At 69.8% G+C, this 19391-nt stretch carries 13 protein-coding genes and 1 pseudogene; 5 read left to right on the forward strand and 9 right to left on the reverse strand.

Annotated elements, in window-relative coordinates:
- Positions 1-356 precede the first annotated feature (356 nt).
- Positions 357-725 (forward strand): hypothetical protein, encoded by a 369-nt coding sequence (locus PUR26_RS28835; RefSeq protein ID WP_329876765.1) that lies wholly within the window; start codon positions 357-359, stop codon positions 723-725.
- Between the two features lie 369 nt (positions 726-1094).
- Here PUR26_RS28835 and PUR26_RS28840 read toward each other — a convergent pair whose 3' ends face one another.
- The 3 genes and pseudogenes from PUR26_RS28840 to PUR26_RS28850 all read right to left on the reverse strand — a co-directional run bounded on the left by PUR26_RS28840 (position 1095) and on the right by PUR26_RS28850 (position 3751).
- Positions 1095-2603: a sensor domain-containing diguanylate cyclase gene (locus PUR26_RS28840; RefSeq protein WP_329877210.1), complete on the reverse strand. Its 1509-nt coding sequence runs from the start codon at positions 2601-2603 to the stop codon at positions 1095-1097.
- Positions 2604-2741: 138 nt separating this feature from the next.
- Positions 2742-3371 (reverse strand): annotated as a pseudogene (locus PUR26_RS28845) (caspase family protein); the annotation flags it as partial.
- Complete coding sequence (locus PUR26_RS28850; RefSeq protein ID WP_329876767.1) at positions 3368-3751, reverse strand: effector-associated constant component EACC1; 384 nt, start codon at positions 3749-3751, stop codon at positions 3368-3370. The pseudogene PUR26_RS28845 and the gene PUR26_RS28850, both read right to left, overlap by 4 nt.
- A gap of 152 nt (positions 3752-3903) precedes the next feature.
- Here PUR26_RS28850 and PUR26_RS28855 point away from each other — a divergent pair, with 152 nt between their 5' ends.
- Entirely contained in the window at positions 3904-4449 is a 546-nt protein-coding gene (locus PUR26_RS28855; RefSeq protein WP_329876769.1) for a hypothetical protein, read from the forward strand.
- 159 nt (positions 4450-4608) lie between these two features.
- Here the strand turns inward: PUR26_RS28855 and PUR26_RS28860 are convergent, their stop codons facing one another.
- Positions 4609-5349 (reverse strand): DsbA family protein, encoded by a 741-nt coding sequence (locus PUR26_RS28860; protein WP_329876771.1) that lies wholly within the window; start codon positions 5347-5349, stop codon positions 4609-4611.
- 182 nt (positions 5350-5531) lie between these two features.
- Positions 5532-6875 (reverse strand): FG-GAP-like repeat-containing protein, encoded by a 1344-nt coding sequence (locus PUR26_RS28865; RefSeq protein WP_329876773.1) that lies wholly within the window; start codon positions 6873-6875, stop codon positions 5532-5534.
- Between the two features lie 951 nt (positions 6876-7826).
- On the opposite strand from PUR26_RS28865, the gene PUR26_RS28870 reads away from it, so the two are divergent.
- Positions 7827-9401, forward strand: coding sequence for a pectate lyase family protein (locus tag PUR26_RS28870; protein ID WP_329876775.1), 1575 nt, complete (start codon positions 7827-7829; stop codon positions 9399-9401).
- A gap of 378 nt (positions 9402-9779) precedes the next feature.
- Here the strand turns inward: PUR26_RS28870 and PUR26_RS28875 are convergent, their stop codons facing one another.
- From PUR26_RS28875 to PUR26_RS28890, 4 genes are all read right to left on the reverse strand, one after another.
- On the reverse strand, positions 9780-11546 hold the full coding sequence (locus PUR26_RS28875) for an ABC transporter ATP-binding protein (RefSeq protein WP_329876777.1): 1767 nt from the start codon (positions 11544-11546) through the stop codon (positions 9780-9782).
- Positions 11547-12047: 501 nt separating this feature from the next.
- Positions 12048-12911 (reverse strand): carbohydrate ABC transporter permease, encoded by an 864-nt coding sequence (locus PUR26_RS28880; protein ID WP_329877212.1) that lies wholly within the window; start codon positions 12909-12911, stop codon positions 12048-12050.
- Positions 12912-12928: 17 nt separating this feature from the next.
- Positions 12929-13906: a carbohydrate ABC transporter permease gene (locus PUR26_RS28885; RefSeq protein WP_329876779.1), complete on the reverse strand. Its 978-nt coding sequence runs from the start codon at positions 13904-13906 to the stop codon at positions 12929-12931.
- 108 nt (positions 13907-14014) lie between these two features.
- Complete coding sequence (locus PUR26_RS28890) at positions 14015-15334, reverse strand: ABC transporter substrate-binding protein (protein WP_329876781.1); 1320 nt, start codon at positions 15332-15334, stop codon at positions 14015-14017.
- Positions 15335-15602: 268 nt separating this feature from the next.
- Between PUR26_RS28890 and PUR26_RS28895 the strand changes: the two genes are divergently transcribed.
- Together PUR26_RS28895 and PUR26_RS28900 are read left to right on the forward strand one after the other, a co-directional pair.
- The gene (locus PUR26_RS28895; protein ID WP_329876783.1) at positions 15603-18107 is read left to right on the forward strand and encodes a glycoside hydrolase family 2 protein; all 2505 of its coding nucleotides are present in this window, start codon (positions 15603-15605) and stop codon (positions 18105-18107) included.
- A complete protein-coding gene (locus PUR26_RS28900; RefSeq protein ID WP_329876785.1) occupies positions 18104-19135 on the forward strand; it encodes a LacI family DNA-binding transcriptional regulator in 1032 nt (343 codons plus the stop codon). The genes PUR26_RS28895 and PUR26_RS28900 overlap by 4 nt, the downstream gene beginning before the upstream one ends.
- Positions 19136-19391 lie beyond the last annotated feature (256 nt).

The raw sequence follows: 19391 nt of genomic DNA on the forward strand, positions 1-19391 counted from the left end.
CCCCCCCCCCCCCCCCCCCCCCCCCCCCCCCCCCCCCCCCCCCCCCCCCCCCCCCCCCCCCCCCCCCCCCCCCCCCACCGCCCCGGGCCGGCGAGACGCCGGCACGTCCGGTAGGGCGTAGAGCGCTGGGGCCCTGGGGCGGGAGGCGTTCCCGGATGAACGAGCTCCCCGTGGCGCGCCAAGCCCACCTAAGAGGGTTGACCGCATAGCCCACAACCAGCGGGCGAACACACCCGTGCAGGTGTGCGTCACGTCCTCCCCTCGGCGTCGGTGGGTGTACGGGGAGGATGCCCAAGTGGGCGCCGGAGGCACGTGACCTGTGGCAAGCTCAGCTCCCCGGAGGAGAGGAACGACTGGTGACCCATTACCGATGCGGATCGTGCTCGTATCGAAGCGACCATCTTGGCGAGGCCCAACAGCACTCGCACCAGACGGGCCATATCTGCATCGGCGAGGACGGTGCCGGGCCGGCCGGAGGTAAGTTCGGCAGAGCCGGCGTCGTGGTCAAGGCCGGCGCCGGCGTTCTGGCCGCCACCACCATCGGGGTCCTCGCCTGGAAGTACAAGCGGCTCCAGGAAGAGCACGAGGGGCTCCTGTCCATGGCTGCCGGACTGGTCGCGCAGTTGGCGGAGTCGACGGCGGAGAACGAGAGCCTGAAGTCGGAGAACGACTACCTGAAGTCGGCCACCGGTGCGTCGAAGACGCTCAAGAGCTACGACTGCTGAGTGAGGGCGTACTGCGGGCAGTGCCACTGGTGGACGGGTGCCCGGCGCTCGATGCCGTTGGAAGGCCGAGCGGGCGACGGCCCGGCCCGGCGCTGGATCCGTTCTCCGCGGGTTGTCCATTCGGGAAGATCAACTGATCGCAGCGGGTCGGCCACCGGTCAGCGCGGCGCCTCCGAGAACCCGCCGAAGCACGATCACCTGAAGACCGTGATCAACTCGGAGGTTGTGCAGAAGAGCGACCCGCGCAGCACGGAGCCAGAGGCTGCCTTCGGGCGGATCCCGACCGCACAACCATGGACCCCTCGCAAACGCTCCAGTCTGTAGACGGTCAAGGTGACAGGGCCTGCAGGCCGTCACGAGAGCCATGGGTCACGCCCGGGCGGGGCCGGGGAGGAGCTTCTTGCCGTGGAGGAGTTCTCCCGAGCGCCCCAGGACCTGGTCGGCGGTGGTGCCGCAGGTCGCCCAGCACAGGATGCCGGTCGCCTCCAGGGGGCCGGTACGGAGGGCCTGGTGCAGTCGGGCCACCAGCGTCTCGGCGGGCGCCTTGTCCAGATCCGGGATGAGGGCGACGAACTCGTCCCCTCGGATCCGGGCGAGGACCGCGGGCTCCCGGTCGCCCCCGTCACCCCGCTCGCGGTCCAGTTCGCTGCGGAGCCGGCCGGCGATCTCCATGAGCGCGGCGTCCCCGGCGGCCCGGCCGTGGCGCGCGTTGTACGGCTTGAGCCCGTTGACGCCGAGGTGCAGCACGGCGAGCGTGGGGTTCGGGCCGATCGGCAGGTCCCGGTGCCGGTGGGGCGGGTACGGTTCCAGGCCGTACGGATCGTTCGCCCCGGGGGCCGCGTCCGGTGTGTCGCACAACGCGCGGGCCAGACGGATCCGTAACTCCGACTCCGTGCAGAGGCCGGTGAGTTCGTCGAGGGTCGCCCGGCGCTCCAGTTCGGACTCGCGCTGTTTCCGCTTGTCCACGTCAATGACATGGGTGAGGAGGAAGCGGGGCCCGTCGCCGGCGTCGGCGACGACGGAGTTGGACACCGAGACCCAGACGTACGTGCCGTCTCGGCGGGCGAGCCGCAGCTCGGCGTTGCCGCCCTCGGCGGAGGTACGGAGCAGGACGCCGATGTCCTCGGGGTGGACGAGGTCGCTGAACGAGTAGCGGCGCAGCATGGACTGGGGCCACCCGAGGAGGCGGCACAGCGCGTCGTTGACGCGCAGCAGCCGCCCGTGGCTGTCGCCCCCCATCTCCGCGATGGCGGCTCCGTTCGGTGCGTACTCGAAGGCCTGCCGGAACGACTCCTCGCTGGCGCGCAGGGCCGTCTGCTCGTGCTCCAGCCGCACCAGCGCCCGCTGCATGTTCGCTCGCAGACGCGCCATGCTGATGGCTATGGCCGAGTGGAAGGCGTACGTGCGCAGTGCCTCGCGGGCCTGGGCGCCCGGGCGGAAGCCGTCCTTCGGGCGGTCGACGGATATCACGCCGATCAGCTCGCCGTGCGGCGAGTACATCGGTGCGAAGAGCCGGTCGTCGGGGTGCCACTCGTCGTCGTGCTCGGGCGGGGGGCCTTCGGTGTGCCACTGAGGTACGTCGTCGTCGTCGAGCACCCAGCCTTCCGTGTGCGGGATGAAGCGCAGCCCCGACCAGTCCTCGCCCATGTGCAGCCGGCGGTCCCAGGAGGCGCGGGAGCCGACCCGTCCGGTGATCAGTGCCTCGGCGGCGGGGTTGCCCGCCAGGGCGGCGACGACGAGGTCTCCGTCGGGGCGGACGAGGTTGACGCAGGCCAGCTCGTAACCGAATCCGGAGACGGCCGCGTCGGCGATGGCCTGGAGCGTGTCGGCCAGGCTGCGGGCCGTGTAGATCTCCGCGATGGCCTGGTCGGTCCGCAGGGGCTCCGGCGCCTGGGGCGGACTGGTGACGAGTGTCGGCTCGGGCGGCGGGGTGTAGGCAGCGTTGCGGATGAAGGGCGCCTGCCCGAGCTGGTTACGGCACAGCCGCTGCGGCTCCGGGCGGTCACGGGTGACCAGTCGCGTACGGAGCCGGGTGAAGAGCGTGTCGAGGTCCAGGTACTCGGGCCCACCCGGCACGCCCTCCTGTATCAGTGTGACCAGCTCGCCGGTGAAGGCGGTGAGTGGCTCGCCCGGCGGTGAGAGTGCCACGGCCGTCTCGGCTGAGGCCGCAAGGAGGTAGGTGCCGTCCACCTCCAGGGCGGCGGCGGCCGACTGGACCCCGAAGGCCCGTGCGCTGTAGCAGCAGTCCAGGACGACGATCCGGCGCATGGCCGGGCTCTTCTCGACCGGCCAGCGGATCCATTCGTAGGGCGTGGCGGTGTCGTGGACCGACCTGGGATCGCTCGTCTCGGTGGCCAGGTGGAGTTTTCCGGTACGGGGATCGAGCAGGCCGTGTCCCGCGTAGTAGACGAGCAGGGTGTCGGTGGCCGCGTCGACGGCCTCCTGGACCGCCCGCGACACGTCACGGGGGATGGAGGGGTTCGCGACCACGGTGACGTGACCGGGCGGCAGTTTCCACAGGTCCGTGAACAGGTCGCGGAGCAGGGCCAGATTGCCCGCCACGGCCGGCAGGCCGTCGAGGGAGGTGAACTCGCTCGCCCCGATCAGCAGGACCCGGGTCCCGTCCGGGTCGGGCAACGCGGTCAAGCCGCCGAACCCCCCGTGTCCTCGCCGCCGTTCAGGAGCGAGCGCATCAGCTTCTCCGCCTCCTCCTGACTGTGCCCGCTGATCTCGACGCGGGTGCCGTCGGGCCGCTGCACGACGAGCGTCGGCGACGGCGTGCGGGTGGACCGCCAGGAGGCGATGGCGGCGGCGAGCGAGGCGGCGCTGAGGCCGCTGCTCAGGACGAGGGAGAGGATGTCGATCCCGTCGCCTTGGTGCCCGGGCACGGGAGCGAGTGAGCTCCCCACCTCGCTGCGGACATGCCGCCGTACCGCCCGGTCGTCCTCCAACCAGGCTCTGAGGGACCGCAGTTCCGCCTCGACGGCGGCTGGATCGCCAGCCGCACGGACGGTGATGGTCGTCATACGGTCAGCCTAGGGCTCGCAGGGAATCAACACACTGCTTTGCGCTCGGTGGAGATGCTACTCGCGACGAACGCGGTGACGTCGGCGGGCGTGCGGAACCTGGCTGTCGACGAAGGGACGCTGTGGTTGTGCTCGGCCAGAAGGAGCCGGACGTGGCGAACGGCCTGGTCAGGGTGGTGCCGTCGACCTCGAAGAGCTGGGCGAACACGCCCGCTCCGCCTCAGCTGCCGGTCGCTGCCTTCCGCCTGGGCCTCCGTGCGATGCTGGCCATGCTCGGGGAAGTACCGGCCGCCCGGCGTCACCACCGCGCCGTGCCGGCTCTGCTTGATCAGCCCTCGCTGCTGAAGAGCCCAAGCAGTGTCCGAACTCCCCGGCTCGACTGGCATGCCGCTGGACACTGCAGCGATCTGGCCGGGCAACTCGGCCTGCCGCTTAGGCAATGTGCGCTTCACGGCTGCGGACTCCGCCTCGACGAGCTGCGTGTGGACCGCCAAGATGGGGTTGCCGGCAATCTGCCAGTGCCGCCCTTCACACGTGCGGGGCCCACTTCCCCGAACCCTTCGCGCCGAGGCGGGTCACTGGTGCGGATGGCTGCCGAGACCAACCAGGAAAGGCGCCGGCCCGGCTCTCTCGGCCCCCAGTTGCCGTCCTTCCTCATGGACCGTCCGGCCCATGAGGTCGATGCTCAGGCGCTCTGATGGTCACGCCGTTCGAGCAGGCGGCAGGGACGAGGGCGGGAGGCTGCGCCCGCATCCTCGGATTCCGCTGCCCGAACAGCGTAAGCCGCCGGCACGCATGGAGTGGATGACAGGGACGTCCTCGTTTCCTCCGCCGGCCCTTATGTGGCCGGCTTGAGGTCAGCCTGTGTAGCTGCGCAGGACGCCGGCGAAGTCGTCCTTGTCGTAGATGGCGTCAGCGAACGCGGGAGGCAGGGCGGAGCCGTTGACCATGATGGTGGGCGTCGCGGGTGATCCGGCGGCCTCGTAGGACTGATCAACCGCGACGGTGTAGTCGCTGTGGGCGCTGTTCTTGACGGCCTTGTCGAACGCGGAGCCGCGCAGGCCGACCACTTTGCTCCCTATGTCGAGGAGGAACGGTTCTGTGTAGCCATCGACGGCTTCTGGTGGCTGGTTGGCGTAGAGCTGTTCGTGGTATTCGGTGAACTTCTCCTGGTCCAAAGCTGCTTTGAGTGCGGCGACCGCCTTTCTCGAGCCTCCGCCGCCCTGTTTGTCATCGATGAACGTGGCCAGTTTGTACTCGATGTTGATCTCGCGTTTCTTGGCGAGCTCCCGGAGGTAGGCCCCGCTGCCCGAGGTCTCGAACGTACGGGACATGGCACAGCGAGGATCCTCGAAGACCGTCACCGTAATGGGGGCCTCCGGGTCGCCGACCAGAATGGTTGTCCTGTCCTTGGCCAGTTTCTCCGGAAGCTCGGTCAGCTGCGGCCCGGGGTCTTCCTTCCACCAGGGTCCGAACGAGACGACCAGCGCCACGGCTGCCGCACAAGCTGCCAAGGAGCATCCGAAGTTCCGCATTTCACCCATTGCTCTGTTCCCTCCCCGCTCGCCTTCCGAGGCGAGCTGCTGCTGATCACTCACGACCTTCGAGTGATGATTCCGAGCTTGGTGCAACGACCTCTTCGCGGTTGCCGGGTGCCGATGCGGCCCCGGGTGGCCCGCGTCTCTCTTTGTGCGCAGACGCGTTCGGACTGTCCGCGCTGTGCGCGGGAGCGCCTCCTCCGGGCGGCCCTGGAGCAGCCCGGAGGAGAGCAGCGTGCCCTTCAGCTGGTGTAGCTGGTGAGGAAGCGGGTGGCGGCGAAGTTCCAGTCGTTTGAGTTCGCCGTCCAGCCGGGTTTGGCGGCGTTGAAGTAGCCGTCGGGTTTGATGGTCCAGGTCCACATGGTGATGCTGTTGTCTGTGTTGTTGTACATGGCGGCGAGGTCGTCGAGCCCGTCGCCGTTGTAGTCGCCGACGACCAGACGGCTCTTGGCGAGGTCCCAGCTGCCATTGACCACGAGTGCTTTGTCGTTGGGGGGTCCGAAGGCGTCATGGGGGGTGGATATGGCGGTGGTGAGCATGACCTGGTCGTGGGTGTCGGGGTAGACGTACCACAGGGCGATGTCGTCGCGGCCGTCGCCGTTGAAGTCTCCGGCTTGGATGGTGGAGGCGGCAAGGTTCAGGCTGCCCGCGGGGGCGTCCCATCCTGCGATGGGTTCGTTGAATCCGCCGTCGCTCTTGCCGGACAGGGTCCACATGCGGGTGCTGTTGTCGGTCTTCACGTAGAGGACCACCGCGTCGCCGTAGCCGTCGCCGTTGAAGTCCCCAGTGGCGAATCGTGCGCGTGTGACGTCCCAGCCGCCGCTTGGTGCCTGGAATGATCTTGTGGGCCTGTTGAAGGTTCCGTCGGTGTTGGTGAGGAAGGACCAGGTGGCGTCGCTCCCGTCGGCGTGGTCATACCAGACCCCGATGTCGCTGCGGCCGTCGCGGTTGTAGTCGTGCCGGATCTGGGTGCCGCTGGACCAGATGGAGTGGCCCTTTGCGTTGTGGACGACGAGGCTGCCCCGGTCCTGGAGTTGCGCGCTTCCCTCGGCGGTGATGCCGGGTGTGGTGCTGTCGATGCCGGTGGCCGATTTGATGAATGTGCCGCCCTTGTCGTAGAGGCCGATGTCTCCGTTGGTGTGCACGAGGGCCGTGGCGTCGGCGTGTGCGGGGGAGGGAGCGCCGCTGGACCAGAGTTCCTTGCCTGCGCTCGAAGTGATGACGAGGTTGCCAGCCGGCTTCGTGGTCAGTTTCGCGGTGGTGGACGTGATGCTCTGCCCGCTGCTGATGCGGCTGCCGGGTGCGAGGCGCAGACCGCCGGTGATGCCTTCTATGGTGAAGGAGGCGCCAAGACCGGTGAGTCCCGTACCGGTCGTCTTTCCGGGCCATCCGAGGAGAGTGTTGTCGCTCTTTCGTGCCCAGAGGTCGGGAGTGCTGTCACCGTTGAGATCTCCGGAAGCCCCGAGGGCTGGGTAGAGGCTCTGGGGGTGCGTGCCTGTGGAGATCTTGACACGGCCGGCGGCCCTGCCCCATGTAGCGGCATTCAGATTGCCGTTGGGGTCGGGTGTTCCGTAGGAGCGGTACACGTCACCTGTGGCGTTGTCGCGCAGGAGCAGGTCGGGAAGTTTGTCTACGTTGAGGTCTCCGGGTACGACGATGGTGAACTTGTCCCGGTCGCTCTCTCCCCGATCGAGGTGAGTTGGCCGGAGCGCGGCAGGGCCTAGACGGCGGAGTGGCTGGGTTGGAGGCGGGCCACCACCTGGAGCACCGTAAGGCGGATCCAGCGTCGGTGCCGCCTTCCGGGGGCCGACGGGCGAGGGTGAGGCCATCGACAGCCGCCGCGCCGGGGCTGTGGCCCGAGCCGAGGTGGTTCCAGTGGCCGACGACGAGCGTGGTGGTCGGAGCGGACCCGGGCAGGCCGACGCGGGCCTGTTCGGAGTGCCGGACGCGCGAGGCGCCGCGATGCCGCCCTCCGCAGGCGCGGTGGAGTCTCGGTTCATACGTGTCATGAACCTTGTCAGTCTGACCGGCGCCGCTCTATTCTCGCCCACAGAAAGCGCTTTCGAAGTGGACAGGCGTCGTGCCGGTGGAAGCGGTCGTCGCGGTATCGCCGCGGCCTCGCGCGTATGGGTCGCCATCGGTGCGGCGTCAGTTCTCGCCATGTCGTGCCGACTGGCCATCGAGCGACAGGTGGAGCCGCGAGGGCAGTGCATCACGTCGTCCCTCGTGGTCCAGCAGTGCCGGCACATCAGGGAAATGGCCGGTCAAGCGGCATGCGGAGGCGGTCTGTCGGGCAGGTGGTGCCGTCGTTCCCGGCGGTGCGGCCGGCAGGTGGGGTCCCCGGGCGGGGTGATGGCGCGGTCGCGGTGATCCCGCTGCCGGCCTCGACGAACCCCGGGGATACGGGCACATGGCGATCCGCCTGAATCCATGACGGACAAGAGAGCGCTTGCTGCCGGGCGGGCAGCTATGCCCCCGTACGGACGAGTACCCGGCATCAGCAGATCCGGCATTCGACGACGAATGAGGAGACGAACATGAGACGACGACGAGCAGTCGCACCGCGACTCTGCGCGGTGCTGGCCACGGCCGCCATCGCGGCCGGGGCCGGGGTGGTTCTGTCGGCGCCCGAGGCGTCGGCGGCGGCCGCCGGTGCCACCGGCTACGCGTCCCAGAACGGCGGGACCACCGGCGGTGCCGGCGGGCAGACCGTGCGGGCCACCACGGGAACGGCGATCCACGCGGCCCTGTGCGGCCGGGCCAGTGCCGGCACCCCGATCACGATCGAGGTCGAGGGGACCATCAACCACGGCAACACCGCCAAGGTGTCGGGCGGCAGCTGCAACACCGCCGCCGGTGTGATCGAGCTCAAACAGATCAGCAACGTCACGATCGTCGGTGTCGGCAGCGGAGCCGTCTTCGACCAACTGGGCATTCACATACGTGAGTCGAGCAACATCATCATCCAGAACGTGACCGTCCGGAACGTCAAGAAGTCCGGCTCACCCACGTCCAACGGCGGTGACGCCATCGGGATGGAGAGCAACGTACGCAATGTCTGGGTCGATCACGTCAGCCTTGAGGCGTCGGGCGGTGAGTCGGAAGGGTATGACGGCCTCTTCGACATGAAGGACAACACCCAGTACGTGACCCTGTCCTACAGCACCCTGCGCAACTCCGGCCGCGGGGGTCTCGTCGGCTCCAGCGAGACCGAGCTCTCCAACGGCTTCATCACGTACCACCACAACCTGTACGAGAACATCGACTCCCGCGCACCTCTGCTGCGTGGCGGCATAGCCCACATCTACAACAACCACTATGTGAAGCTCAACGAGTCCGGCATCAACTCCCGGGCCGGTGCCCGCGCCAAGGTGGACAACAACTACTTCAAGGACTCGAAGGACGTCCTGGGCACCTTCTACACCGACGCGGCCGGTTACTGGCAGGTCAGCGGCAATACCTTCGACAACGTGACCTGGTCCGCCAAGAGCAGCGAGAACAACCCCGCCGGCCCCGACCCCAAGTCCAACACCACCGTCGGCATCCCGTACTCCTACAGCCTCGACGACGCGAGCTGCGTGCCGTCCGTCGTGAGCCAGACGGCGGGTGCCGGCAAGGGGCTGAAGGTGTCGGACGGCAACTGCACCCCGCAGACACCGGCGCCGACGCCGACCACCCCGACCCCCAGCCCCACCGATCCCACCCCGTCCCCCACCGACCCCACGCCCGGACCGACCCAGCCCGGTGGCACCAACCTCAGCATCGGCGCCGGCTCCGACGGCTCCGGCAAGGCCGACGGCACGAGCTACGGCAACGTACGGGACGGCAACCTGGGTACGTACTGGTCGCCGGCCGGTTCGACCGGTTCCGTCTCGATCAAGTGGGGATCCGCCACCGCCGTGTCCGCGATCATCATTCGGGAGGCCGCGGGATCCGCGGGCGGCATCGGCTCCTGGCGGGTCGTCAACGGCGACACCGGCGCCGTCCTGACCTCCGGCAGCGGAGCGGGCGCCATCACCTTCCCCAAGACCTCCCTGCGCAAGATCACCTTCGAGATCACGGGCTCGACCGGTGCGCCGAAGGTCGCCGAGTTCGAGACCTACGCGGGGTAGCGGCGCGGTCCCGCCTCCGCGCGGGAACACCGGAGGCCCCGCACCCGGCGGGTGGGCGGCGACCGCACGCGGCGACGAGGCCGTGACCGTCGTCCGCCGCCCATCACCCGGGCCGGGGCAGTTCGGGCGCGACGGCCCCCGTTCCCGGCGGGCGGGGCTCGGGTGGTCGAAGCGGCGGCGGGGGAGTGGGCCGGGCCCCGCCGCCGCGAGGACCGGGGCCATGCCGGCCGGCCCCCGCCCCGCCGACGGGCCCGCCACTGCCGGGGCCCCCGCCACCGCCGACCGGCCCCTGCCCACGCCGACGGGCGGGTCCCATCCGCCGCGTGGGACGCACCGGGCGGGCCCCGCCCGGTGACCGCCTCCGTCCGGCCGGGCTCCTCACGTCAGCTGGGCCTGCTGAAGCCGCGCGTAGGCCCCGCCGCGCGCCAGCAACTCGGCGTGCGTGCCCGCCTCCTGGAGGAGGCCCCGCTCCAGCACCACGATGCGGTCCGCGTTCCTGACGGTGGACAGGCGGTGGGCCACGATGAACACCGTACGGCCCGCCACCAGGCGGGACAGCGCCTGCTGGATCAGGGCCTCGGAGTGGGCGTCCAGAGCCGACGTCGCCTCGTCCAGGACCAGCACGCGCGGGTCGCGGATCAGCGCCCGCGCGATGGCCAGCCGCTGGCGCTGGCCGCCCGACAGCCGGGCCCCGCGCTCTCCGACCACCGCGTCCAGCCCGTCGGGCAGCCGGTCGACGAACTCCGAGGCGTTCGCGTCCGCGAGGGCCCGGCGGATGGCGTCGTCGTCGACGTCCGGGAGCCCGTAGGCGACGTTGTCCCGGATGCTGCCCTCGAAGAGGATCGACTCCTGCGGGACCACCGACACGAACCGCCGGTAGCTGCGCAGGTCCAGCTCGCCCAGGTCCCGGCCGTCGAGCAGGATGCGGCCCCCCGTCGCGCGGTGGAAGCCGAGTACCAGACTCAGCACGGTGGACTTCCCGGCCCCCGAGCCGCCGACCAGCGCGACCGTCTGCCCGGCCGGCACCGTGAGGTCCAGTCCCTCCAGGGCGGGCCGGTCCCCGTCGTCGTAGGTGAGGCCGACGTTCTCGAACCGGAACTCGCCGGCCACCTCGTCGACCTGCTCCTTCCCGTCGTTCTCCTCCAGATCCGGTGCCTGGAGCACCTCGCCGACGGACCGTACCGACTCCAGCGCCTTGCCGATGACCGGTGCCAGCGTCAGCAGGGTGGTCACCGAGCCCGTGAGAGCGGAGAAGTACGCGCTGAGCATGACCACCGCGCCGGGTGTGACGTCCAGCCACCCGTGGTAGGCGACCAGGGCCGCGCCTGCCAGGCATCCCATGCCCAGCGCGTTGAGGACCATCCACGACAGCGAGCCGAACCGTCCGTTGAGCAGGTCCAGACGCGACCCCTCCCGCAGCACGGTGTCGAGGTCCCGGTCGACCCGGCGCAGAGCGGTGCCCTCCAGACCATGGGCCCGGGTGATCGGGATGAGCGTGGTCATCTCGCTGACACTCGACGACAGCCGCTCCACCGAGCGGCGGAAGGTGGCGTTGCGTTCCCGCAGCCGGGAGCGGAGCGCCACCACCAGGAGCGCGGAGGCCGGCACGAGGACGATGAACACCGGCAGGAACGCGGGCGTGACCACGGCGATGACGGCCAGGCCGCCGGTGAGGGTGGCCGCGGCGGTGAGCCCGTTGTCCGCCGTCTGCTGCACACCGGTCTCCAGTGTCTCCACGTCCCGGATGACCTTGGTGTGCAGGACGGACGAACTGGTGCGGGCGTGGAAGCCGATGGAGAGCTGCTGCATGCGCTGCACCAGGGCCATGCGCAGGTCACGGCCGGTGCGGCGGATCGAGCCGTGCATCCAGTGCACGTACAGCAGGTGCAGGGGGAGGTTGAGCGCGAGGACGACCAGCATCACCGCGCAGTTCCACCACAGTTCGGATATCGGCCGCTGTTCCACGACGACGTCGATGATGTTCGCCGTGACGGGCGGCAGCAGCCACACCGGTGCGTGTTTGCCGAAGAACACGGCGACCGAGCCCGCCAGGCGGGCCCGGTCGGGGCGGAAGAGATAGCGCAGGGTACGGACGGGGTGCTCACCGCGGTAGCGGTGGTCGAGAGGGCTCTCCGACGTGGCCATGGGGGTCCGGTTCTCCTTCGGTAGGGCCTCGCGGCCGTGCGCCCTCGGCCCTGCACTCCGCCGGCGTCGGGGCGGAGCGCTCGCGCCGTCCGCCGCCTCGGCCGCCGCCGCCTCGGTCTCCGGCGTACGGATGTCGTCGTGCGGAGGCTGCCGTACGGATGTCGTCGTGCGGAGGCGGCCGCACGGACGTCGTCGTCCGGGGCCGTCGCCCGGAGGCGGTCGTACGGCGGCCGGTACCGCGGGACCGCCTTCGAGGCGGTGCGGTCGCGCCGTCCGCACGACGGGAGGGCTGCCTCGCGGGCGGCCGGGGCCGGGGGCCGGGCAGGTGCGGGGGAGTGGGGGGGCGGGGGCGGGAACACGCGCAGGCCGCGCCGCCGGTGTGAATCCGGTGGCGCGGCCGTGCACGGGCTTTCTCGTGGCCGTACGCCGGGCGGCGTGGCCGTGCGCTGGTGGCGGGGCGGGGAGTGTCGTGGCCGGGGCGGCTACGTCGTCGCTCCGCTGCTACTTCGTCGCGCCCTGGGCGAAGCCGTTGTAGATGTAGCGCTGCAGGAACAGGAAGAGGACCAGAGTGGGCAGGATGACGAGGATCGCGCCCGCCGAGATGTTCTCCCAGTGGGCCCCGAAGGGGCCTTTGAAGCGGAACAGGGCGGTGGAGATCGTGCCCAGTTCCTGCGACGGCATGTAGAGGAAGGGGATGTAGAAGTCGTTGTAGACGGTGATCCCCTTGATGATGACCACGGTGGCGACGGCCGGCTTGAGCAGCGGGAAAATGATCTTGCGGTAGACCGTGAAGGAGTTCGCCCCGTCCAGCCGGGCCGCCTCGTCCAGGGAGACCGGAATGCCTCGGATGAACTGCAGGAAGATGTAGATCGAGACGATGTCCGTCCCCATGTACAGCAGGATCGGCGCCCACCGGGTGTCGAACAGGCCGAAGCTGTTGACCACTTGGAAGGTCGCCACCTGAGTGGTGACGCCCGGGACGAGGGTGGCGATCAGGAAGAGGCTCATGACGAGCTTCTTGGCCCGGAAGTGGAAGCGGTCGATGGCGTAGGCCGTCATGGAGCCGATGATCACCGTGCCGGTGATGGAGAACAGCAGGACGAAGGCGGTGTTCCCGAAGGCGGTGAGCATCCTGCCGTCGGTGAACGCCGTCGTGTAGTTGGCGAAGTTCAGCCAGTCGGCGGGAAGTGACAGCGCGGAACCGTCGGTGACCTCCTCCGCCGTCTTCAGCGAGGTCAGCAGGACGACGGCGAGCGGGAGCAGTACCACCAGCGAGGCGGCGACCAGGGACAGATAAACCAGTGCCGGGCCGATCCGGCCGCGGAGCCGGGACCGTGGGGCCGGAGGGGTCCGCCGGTCCGGCATCGTCTGCGGGGCCGTGGTCATACGAGGTCCACCTTCTCATCGGGCACGAGACGGCGCTGTATCCAGGTGATCAGCAGAATGATCAGCAACAGCACCACTGCGGCGGCCGAGGCCAGCCCGGTCTTGTTGAACTGGAACGCGAGCTTGACCGTCTGGATGACGAACGTCGAGGTACCGGTCGCCCCGCCGGTCATGATGTACGGGATCTCGAAGACCGAGAGGGAACCCGAGATCGCCAGGATGATGCTGAGGCCGATCACCGGCTTGATGCTCGGCGCGATGATGTGCCGGAACTGCTGCCATCGGCCGGCTCCGTCCAGCTGCGCCGCCTCGTAGAGCTCGCCCGGGATGGACTGGATCGCGCCGAGGAACAGCACGAAGTTCAGGCCGGTGAAGCGCCAGACCGACACGCCGGCCAGCGAGGTGTTGGCCGAGGCGGGATCCCCGAGCCACGCGTGGTCGGGTTCCGCCCCGAACCACGACAGGACGGCGTCCAGGGTGCCGCCGTCCTGGAAGAAGTAGAGGAAGACGAAGCCGATGGCCACGCCGTTGATCAGGTAGGGGAAGAAGAGGATCCCCTTGAACAGGTTGCGGAACCTGAGGTCGAAGCTCAGCACGGTCGCGAAGTACAGCGCGATGGCGATCTGCACCACGGACGCGCCGAGGTAGTAGAAGCTCACGAAGAACACCCGGAACAGCTCGGGCCGGGTGAAGATCTGGACGTAGTTGTCGACGCCGGTGAACTCGCGGTCGGGGCTGATGCCGTCCCAGTCGGTGAAGCTGTAGAAGATCATGTTGCCCACGGGGACGTAGGTGAACGTGATCAGCAGCACCAGGGGCACCGCGAGGAAGGACCACGGCGTGATCCGCCGCAGCCACTGTCCCCGTGCGGTGCTTCCTCGCGGGCCTTCAGGGCGACCCGCGGCCCCGCGCTCGGAGCTCGTGGCGCGCTGTGGTCGGTCAGCCGTCGCCGGGTCGGTCGTCGTATGGGTCATGTCGGGGCCTTTCGTCGTCCGCTTGCGCGACGGGCTGTGGATCCCTGGCAGTGCTGTGCTGTGCTGTGCTGTGCCGTGCCGTGCCGTCGGGACCCGCCTGTGTCGTCGTCAGGAGCCGGCGGTCTTCGCTGCCTCGTCCCACCGCTTGTCCAGATCGGCGAAGAAGTCCTCGACGCTGCCGCTCTGCGCCCCCCGGGCGACATCGATCAGCTTCTGGCGGTAGTCGGGAGTGTTGAGCCCGATCTCGGCGGCGGTGTCGATCGCGTTGACCTCGGCGGTCTTCGCCTCGGAGCGCTCCACGAACGTGACATCGTTGTCAACGAATGTCTTGAGGGTGTCCGGCATGGGGGCCGTCTTGAGGCTGGGCACGGCACCCTCCTTGGCGGAGTAGCCGGACTTGTCGGTGAACCAGTCGATCCAGGCCCGGGCGGCGTCCTTGTGCTCGGAGTGGACGTTGACGGCCTGCTGGTAGTCCGAGACCAGCGTGGCGCAGAACGTGCCGCCCTTCCGGGCCGGGAAGGGCATGAAGCCGATGTCCTCCGGCTTGCCCCCGGCCGCCTCGGCCGCCTGTCGCATCTGCGTGATCGACCAGGAGCCGAGCATCATGGTGCCGATCTCGCCCTTGGCGAGCATGCCCTTGGACGCTTCCCAGTTGGTCGTACTGGGATCCTTCTCGGCCAGCCCGCGGTCGACGATGTCATGGATCAGGGTGTCGATCACCCGCAGCTCACTGCCCTGCTTCCAGGGGGAGACGGGACCCGCCAGCTTGTCCGTCGCCTTGCCGTCGCAGCTGACCGAGCCGACGTTGCTGGTCCACTGGACCATCGGCCAGGCGTCCTTGAAGTTCGTGTAGTAGGGCACGGCGCCGGTCCGGGACTTGATGGCGCTCAGGCCGTCGAGGAACTGCTGGGGAGTCGTCGGCCACTGGGTGACGCCGGCCTTCTCCCACACCGCCTTGTTGTAGAGGAAGCCGTTGGCGGTGCCGAACTGCGCCACGCCGTAGACCTTGCCGCCGACGTCCGTCTTGTCGCTGAAGCGGTACTTGGCGCCCAGCTCCCGCGAGGTGCCCAGCGGGGCGAAGAACTTCGGGTAGTCGTTCTTCGCCACGGCGCCCGGGATCATGAGGACGTCGCCGTAGTCCTCGGTGTTCAGCCGGATCCTGACCTCGCCCTCGTAGTCGGTCAGGCCCTCGAACTTCACCGTGACGTTGGGGTACACCTTCCGGAACCGCTCCGCGTAGTCGTCCATCTCCCCGCTCTGGACCAGATCGGTGCGGTGGGTCAGGACCGTGATGGTGCCGGACACCTTCCCCGGGTCGGCGGGGGCCGACGCGGTCTCCGTGCCGGGTGCCCCTCCACCCCCGCATCCCGTCACGGTCAGCGCCGTGACGGCCAGCAGTGCGACTGCGAGCGTCGTGTTCTTCCCCATGTGCCCAACTCCTTCAGGATGGCGGCTCAGCTCCGCGGGTGGGATGTCGGCACTATGGCAGGGATGGGTGAACCGGTAAAGCTCAGATTTCGAGCGCGATGCTCAATCGTTACCGCCAGGTGGAAGATGCCCGAATTCTGCGCCATGTTCCGTGTGTTGTGTTGCGGTGGTGCGACTAGACCGGTTTATGGACAGGGGGTGATCGTCGGGGTTACGTTGTCCGGCGTCGTACATCCCCCGGCCTGTTGCAGGCGATTGGAGCCGCACCATGAAGGACGTCACCCCGCTCGTCGACGGCTGGAACCTGCGCCATGACCAAGCGCTGCTCCCGGCCCGGGTCCCCGGCTGCGTCCACACCGATCTGCTCGCCGCCGGAGTCATCCCCGACCCGTACATCGGCCTCGGCGAGAAGGAGGTCGACTGGGTCGGACGGCGCGCGTGGACCTACCTGGCGGACGTGAGCCACGACAGCGGTCACGAGCGCACGGACCTGGTCTTCGACGGCCTCGACACCGCCGCGCGCATCAGCCTCGCCGGAGAGGAGGTCGGTGTCACCCGCAACATGCACCGGTCCTACCGGTTCGACATCACCGGACGCACCGGCGAGCTGGAGGTCCGCTTCGCCTCCGCCTACGACGAGGCCGAGGCGGTCCGCGCGATCACGGGGAGCCGCCCCAACGTCTACCCCGAGCCGTCGCAGTACATCCGCAAGATGGCGTGCAGTTTCGGCTGGGACTGGGGACCCACACTGGTGACCGCCGGCATCTGGCGTCCCGTACGGCTGGAGCACTGGTCCACCGCGCGCCTCGCCTCCGTACGACCCCTGGTGACCGTCGACGAAGGCACCGGCCGGGTCGAGGTGCGGCTGAGGGCCGAACGCACACCGCGGGGACAGGGCCGCCGGCTGGTGGCACGCGCCTCGGTGGCCGGCGTGAGCGCCGAGGTCGCCTTCGAGGGGGAGGAGGCGGTGCTGCACCTCGACGTCGAGCGGCCCCTGCTGTGGTGGCCGCGCGGCTACGGTGGGCAGCAGCTGTACGACCTCGGTGTCGAACTGCGCGACGAGAACGGGACGCTGGACGCCTGGGAGCGCCGGATCGGCTTCCGCACCGTCGAACTGGACCGGTCCGCCGACGAGCACGGCACCGGCTTCACCCTCGTCGTCAACGGCGAGCGGATCTTCGCGCGCGGCGTCAACTGGATCCCCGACGACGCCTTCCCCTCACGGGTCACCCCCGAGCGCTACCGCACCCGGCTCACCCAGGCCGCCGACGCCAATGTCGACCTGGTCCGCATCTGGGGCGGCGGCATCTACGAGGACGACGCCTTCTACGACGTCTGCGACGAGCTCGGCCTGATGGTCTGGCAGGACTTCCTCTTCGCCTGCTCCGCCTACCCCGAGGAGCAGCCGCTGCGCGGCGAGGTGGAGGCCGAAGCCCGCGACAACGTTGTCCGCCTGATGCCGCACGCCAGCCTGGTGCTCTGGAACGGCAACAACGAGAACCTGTGGGGCTTCCGCGACTGGGACTGGGAGCCCGAGCTGGCGGGCGACTCCTGGGGCGAGGGCTACTACCTGGGCCTGCTGCCGCGCGTGGTCGCCGAGCTCGACCCCACCCGGCCCTACACCGCCGGCAGCCCGTGGTCCGGCTCCTGGGACCACCACCCCAACGACCCCGCGCACGGCACCCACCACTCCTGGGAGGTGTGGAACCGCCAGGACTACGCCGAGTACCGGGCGAGCGTCCCGCGCTTCGTCGCGGAGTTCGGCTGGCAGGCACCGCCCGCCATGGCGACCCTGCGGCGGGCACTGCCCGGCGAGACCCTGGCTCCCGACTCCCCGGGGATGCTGCACCACCAGAAGGCCGAGGACGGCAACGGCAAGCTGAACCGCGGTGTCGCCCGCCACTTCGCCCTCCCCGAGGACGATTTCGACCGCTGGCACTACCTCACCCAGGTCGTCCAGGCCCGCGCGGTCGCCGCCGGGATCGAGCACTGGCGCTCCCACTGGCCGGTCTGCGCCGGCACCGTCGTCTGGCAGCTCAACGACTGCTGGCCGGTGAGCTCCTGGGCCGCGATCGACGGCGACGGCCGGCTCAAGCCGCTCCACCACGAGCTGCGCCGGGTGTACGCGGACCGCCTGCTCACCCTGCAGCCGGGCGAGGACGGTCCGGTGCTCGCGGTGATCAACCAGTCCGCCACCGCGTGGCGCACCGCGGTGACGCTGCGCCGTCTGGAGGCGGACGGCGGTACGGTGCGCAGCGCCGTCCTGGAGGTGACGGCGGAGCCCCGCTCGGTGGTCCGGCTGCCCGTGCCCGCGGAGCTGGTGCCGGCCGAGGGGTCCGCCAAGGAGTTCCTGGCCGCCGACGCGGTGGCCGGCGCCGGCCCGGACGCGGACGTCGATCCTGCCGCCTCCGCCCGCGCGGACCGGGCCGCCACGGACCACGTCTCCGCGGACCACGTCTCCGCGGATCCCGGAGACCTGCGGGCGGTGTACTTCCCCGTCCCCGACAAGGACTTCGCCTACCCGCGTCCGGAGTACGACGTCATCGTGGAAGCCGTCCCCGGCCGGAGCGATAGAGTCGACGTCGTGGTGAGCGCACACACTCTGCTGAGAGACCTTCTGCTCCAGGCCGACCGCCTGGACCCGCGTGCCTCGGTCGACCAGGGCCTGCGCACATTGCTGCCCGGCGAGCAGGCGCGTTTCCGTGTCAGCGGGTGCGGGCCGGTGGACGCCGAGCAGGTCAGGGCCGCCCTGTTCTGCGTGGACGCGACGTGAACAGCCCCGCCCGGGTCACCATCAAGGACGTCGCCGCCCGGGCCGGTGTCTCCAAAGGGGCGGTCTCGCTCGCGTTCAACCACAAGCCGGGTGTCTCCGAGGCCACGCGGGAACGGATCTTCGAGGCGGCCCGGGAGCTGGGCTGGGCCCCGAACCTGACCGCTCGCAGCCTCTCCAGTCAGCGGGTCGACATCGTCGGCCTGGCCCTGTGCCGTCCCGCCCGGCTGCTGGGACTCGAACCGTTCTACATGGACTTCATCTCCGGTATCGAGAGCGTCCTGGCCGACCGGTCGTGCTCGCTGCTGCTGCGGTTGGTACGGGACCTCGACGAGGAGATCGACCTGTACAAGACGTGGTGGCGCAGCCAGACCATCGCCGGCGCCATCCTGGTCGACTTCCACGAGAACGACCCCCGGGTCCCCTCCCTGCAGTCCATCGGGCTGCCGGCGGTGGCCGTCGGCCACCCGTCCCTGACCGGTACCTTCCCCGCCGTCTGGACGGACGACGCCACCGCCGCGGCCGAGGCGGTCCGGTACCTGGCGGCGCTCGGGCACCGGCGGATCGCCCGGGTGGGCGGCCCGGTCGGGCTGGGGCACAGCGCCATCCGTGCCGCGGCGTTCGCGGCGACGATGCGTGAACTGGGGTTGCAGGAGGGGCGCCAGATAGCCACCGGCTACGACGGCAAGGAGGGAGCGCGGGCGACCCGGTCCCTGCTGCTGGCGGCCGACCGGCCGACCGCCATCGTCTACGACAACGACATCATGGCGGTCGCCGGCGCCGGTGTGGCGGCCGAGATGGGATTCGTCGTCCCCGACGATGTGTCCTTGCTCGCCTGGGACGACTCGCAGCTGTGCCGGATCACGCACCCCACCTTGTCCGCCATGAGCCATGACGTGCACCACTTCGGCACGGAGGTGGCCCGCACACTGTTCGCCGTCATCGAGGGGACGCACACCGCTTCCCTTCAGGTGCCGACCCCGTCACTCACCCCCCGCGGCTCCACCGCGCCGGCGCCGCACGGGCACTGAGCGGTTCCCCAGGGCCACGGCCAGTGCTGCGGGGCCACGGCCACGACCTGGTCACGGCTGGGGCCGCAGTGACAGCTGCGACCACGAGAAGGACGACGACCCGAACGGCCGGTGGCGATGCCCCGGCCGTTCGGGTCGTCGCGCGTGGAGCCGTACGGCTGGCCGTACGGGGCGGGGGCGCCTCCCGGTACGAGACGCCCGCCGGTCCGCCAGCCTGCCGGCCCACCGGCCCATCGCCCGGCCTGCCCCCCGACCC

Source organism: Streptomyces sp. SP18CS02 (assembly GCF_036322365.1).
In the GTDB taxonomy this organism is placed as follows: Bacteria; Actinomycetota; Actinomycetes; order Streptomycetales; family Streptomycetaceae; genus Streptomyces.

Excerpts from the sequence above, each read along its gene's own strand:
- PUR26_RS28850 (WP_329876767.1), bottom strand. The coding sequence starts at position 3,751 with ATGACGACCATCACCGTCCGTGCGGCTGGCGATCCAGCCGCCGTCGAG.
- PUR26_RS28885 (WP_329876779.1), bottom strand. The coding sequence starts at position 13,906 with ATGACCCATACGACGACCGACCCGGCGACGGCTGACCGACCACAGCGC.
- PUR26_RS28880 (WP_329877212.1), bottom strand. The coding sequence starts at position 12,911 with ATGCCGGACCGGCGGACCCCTCCGGCCCCACGGTCCCGGCTCCGCGGC.
- PUR26_RS28895 (WP_329876783.1), top strand. The coding sequence starts at position 15,603 with ATGAAGGACGTCACCCCGCTCGTCGACGGCTGGAACCTGCGCCATGAC.
- PUR26_RS28890 (WP_329876781.1), bottom strand. The coding sequence starts at position 15,334 with ATGGGGAAGAACACGACGCTCGCAGTCGCACTGCTGGCCGTCACGGCG.
- PUR26_RS28875 (WP_329876777.1), bottom strand. The coding sequence starts at position 11,546 with ATGGCCACGTCGGAGAGCCCTCTCGACCACCGCTACCGCGGTGAGCAC.
- PUR26_RS28870 (WP_329876775.1), top strand. The coding sequence starts at position 7,827 with ATGAGACGACGACGAGCAGTCGCACCGCGACTCTGCGCGGTGCTGGCC.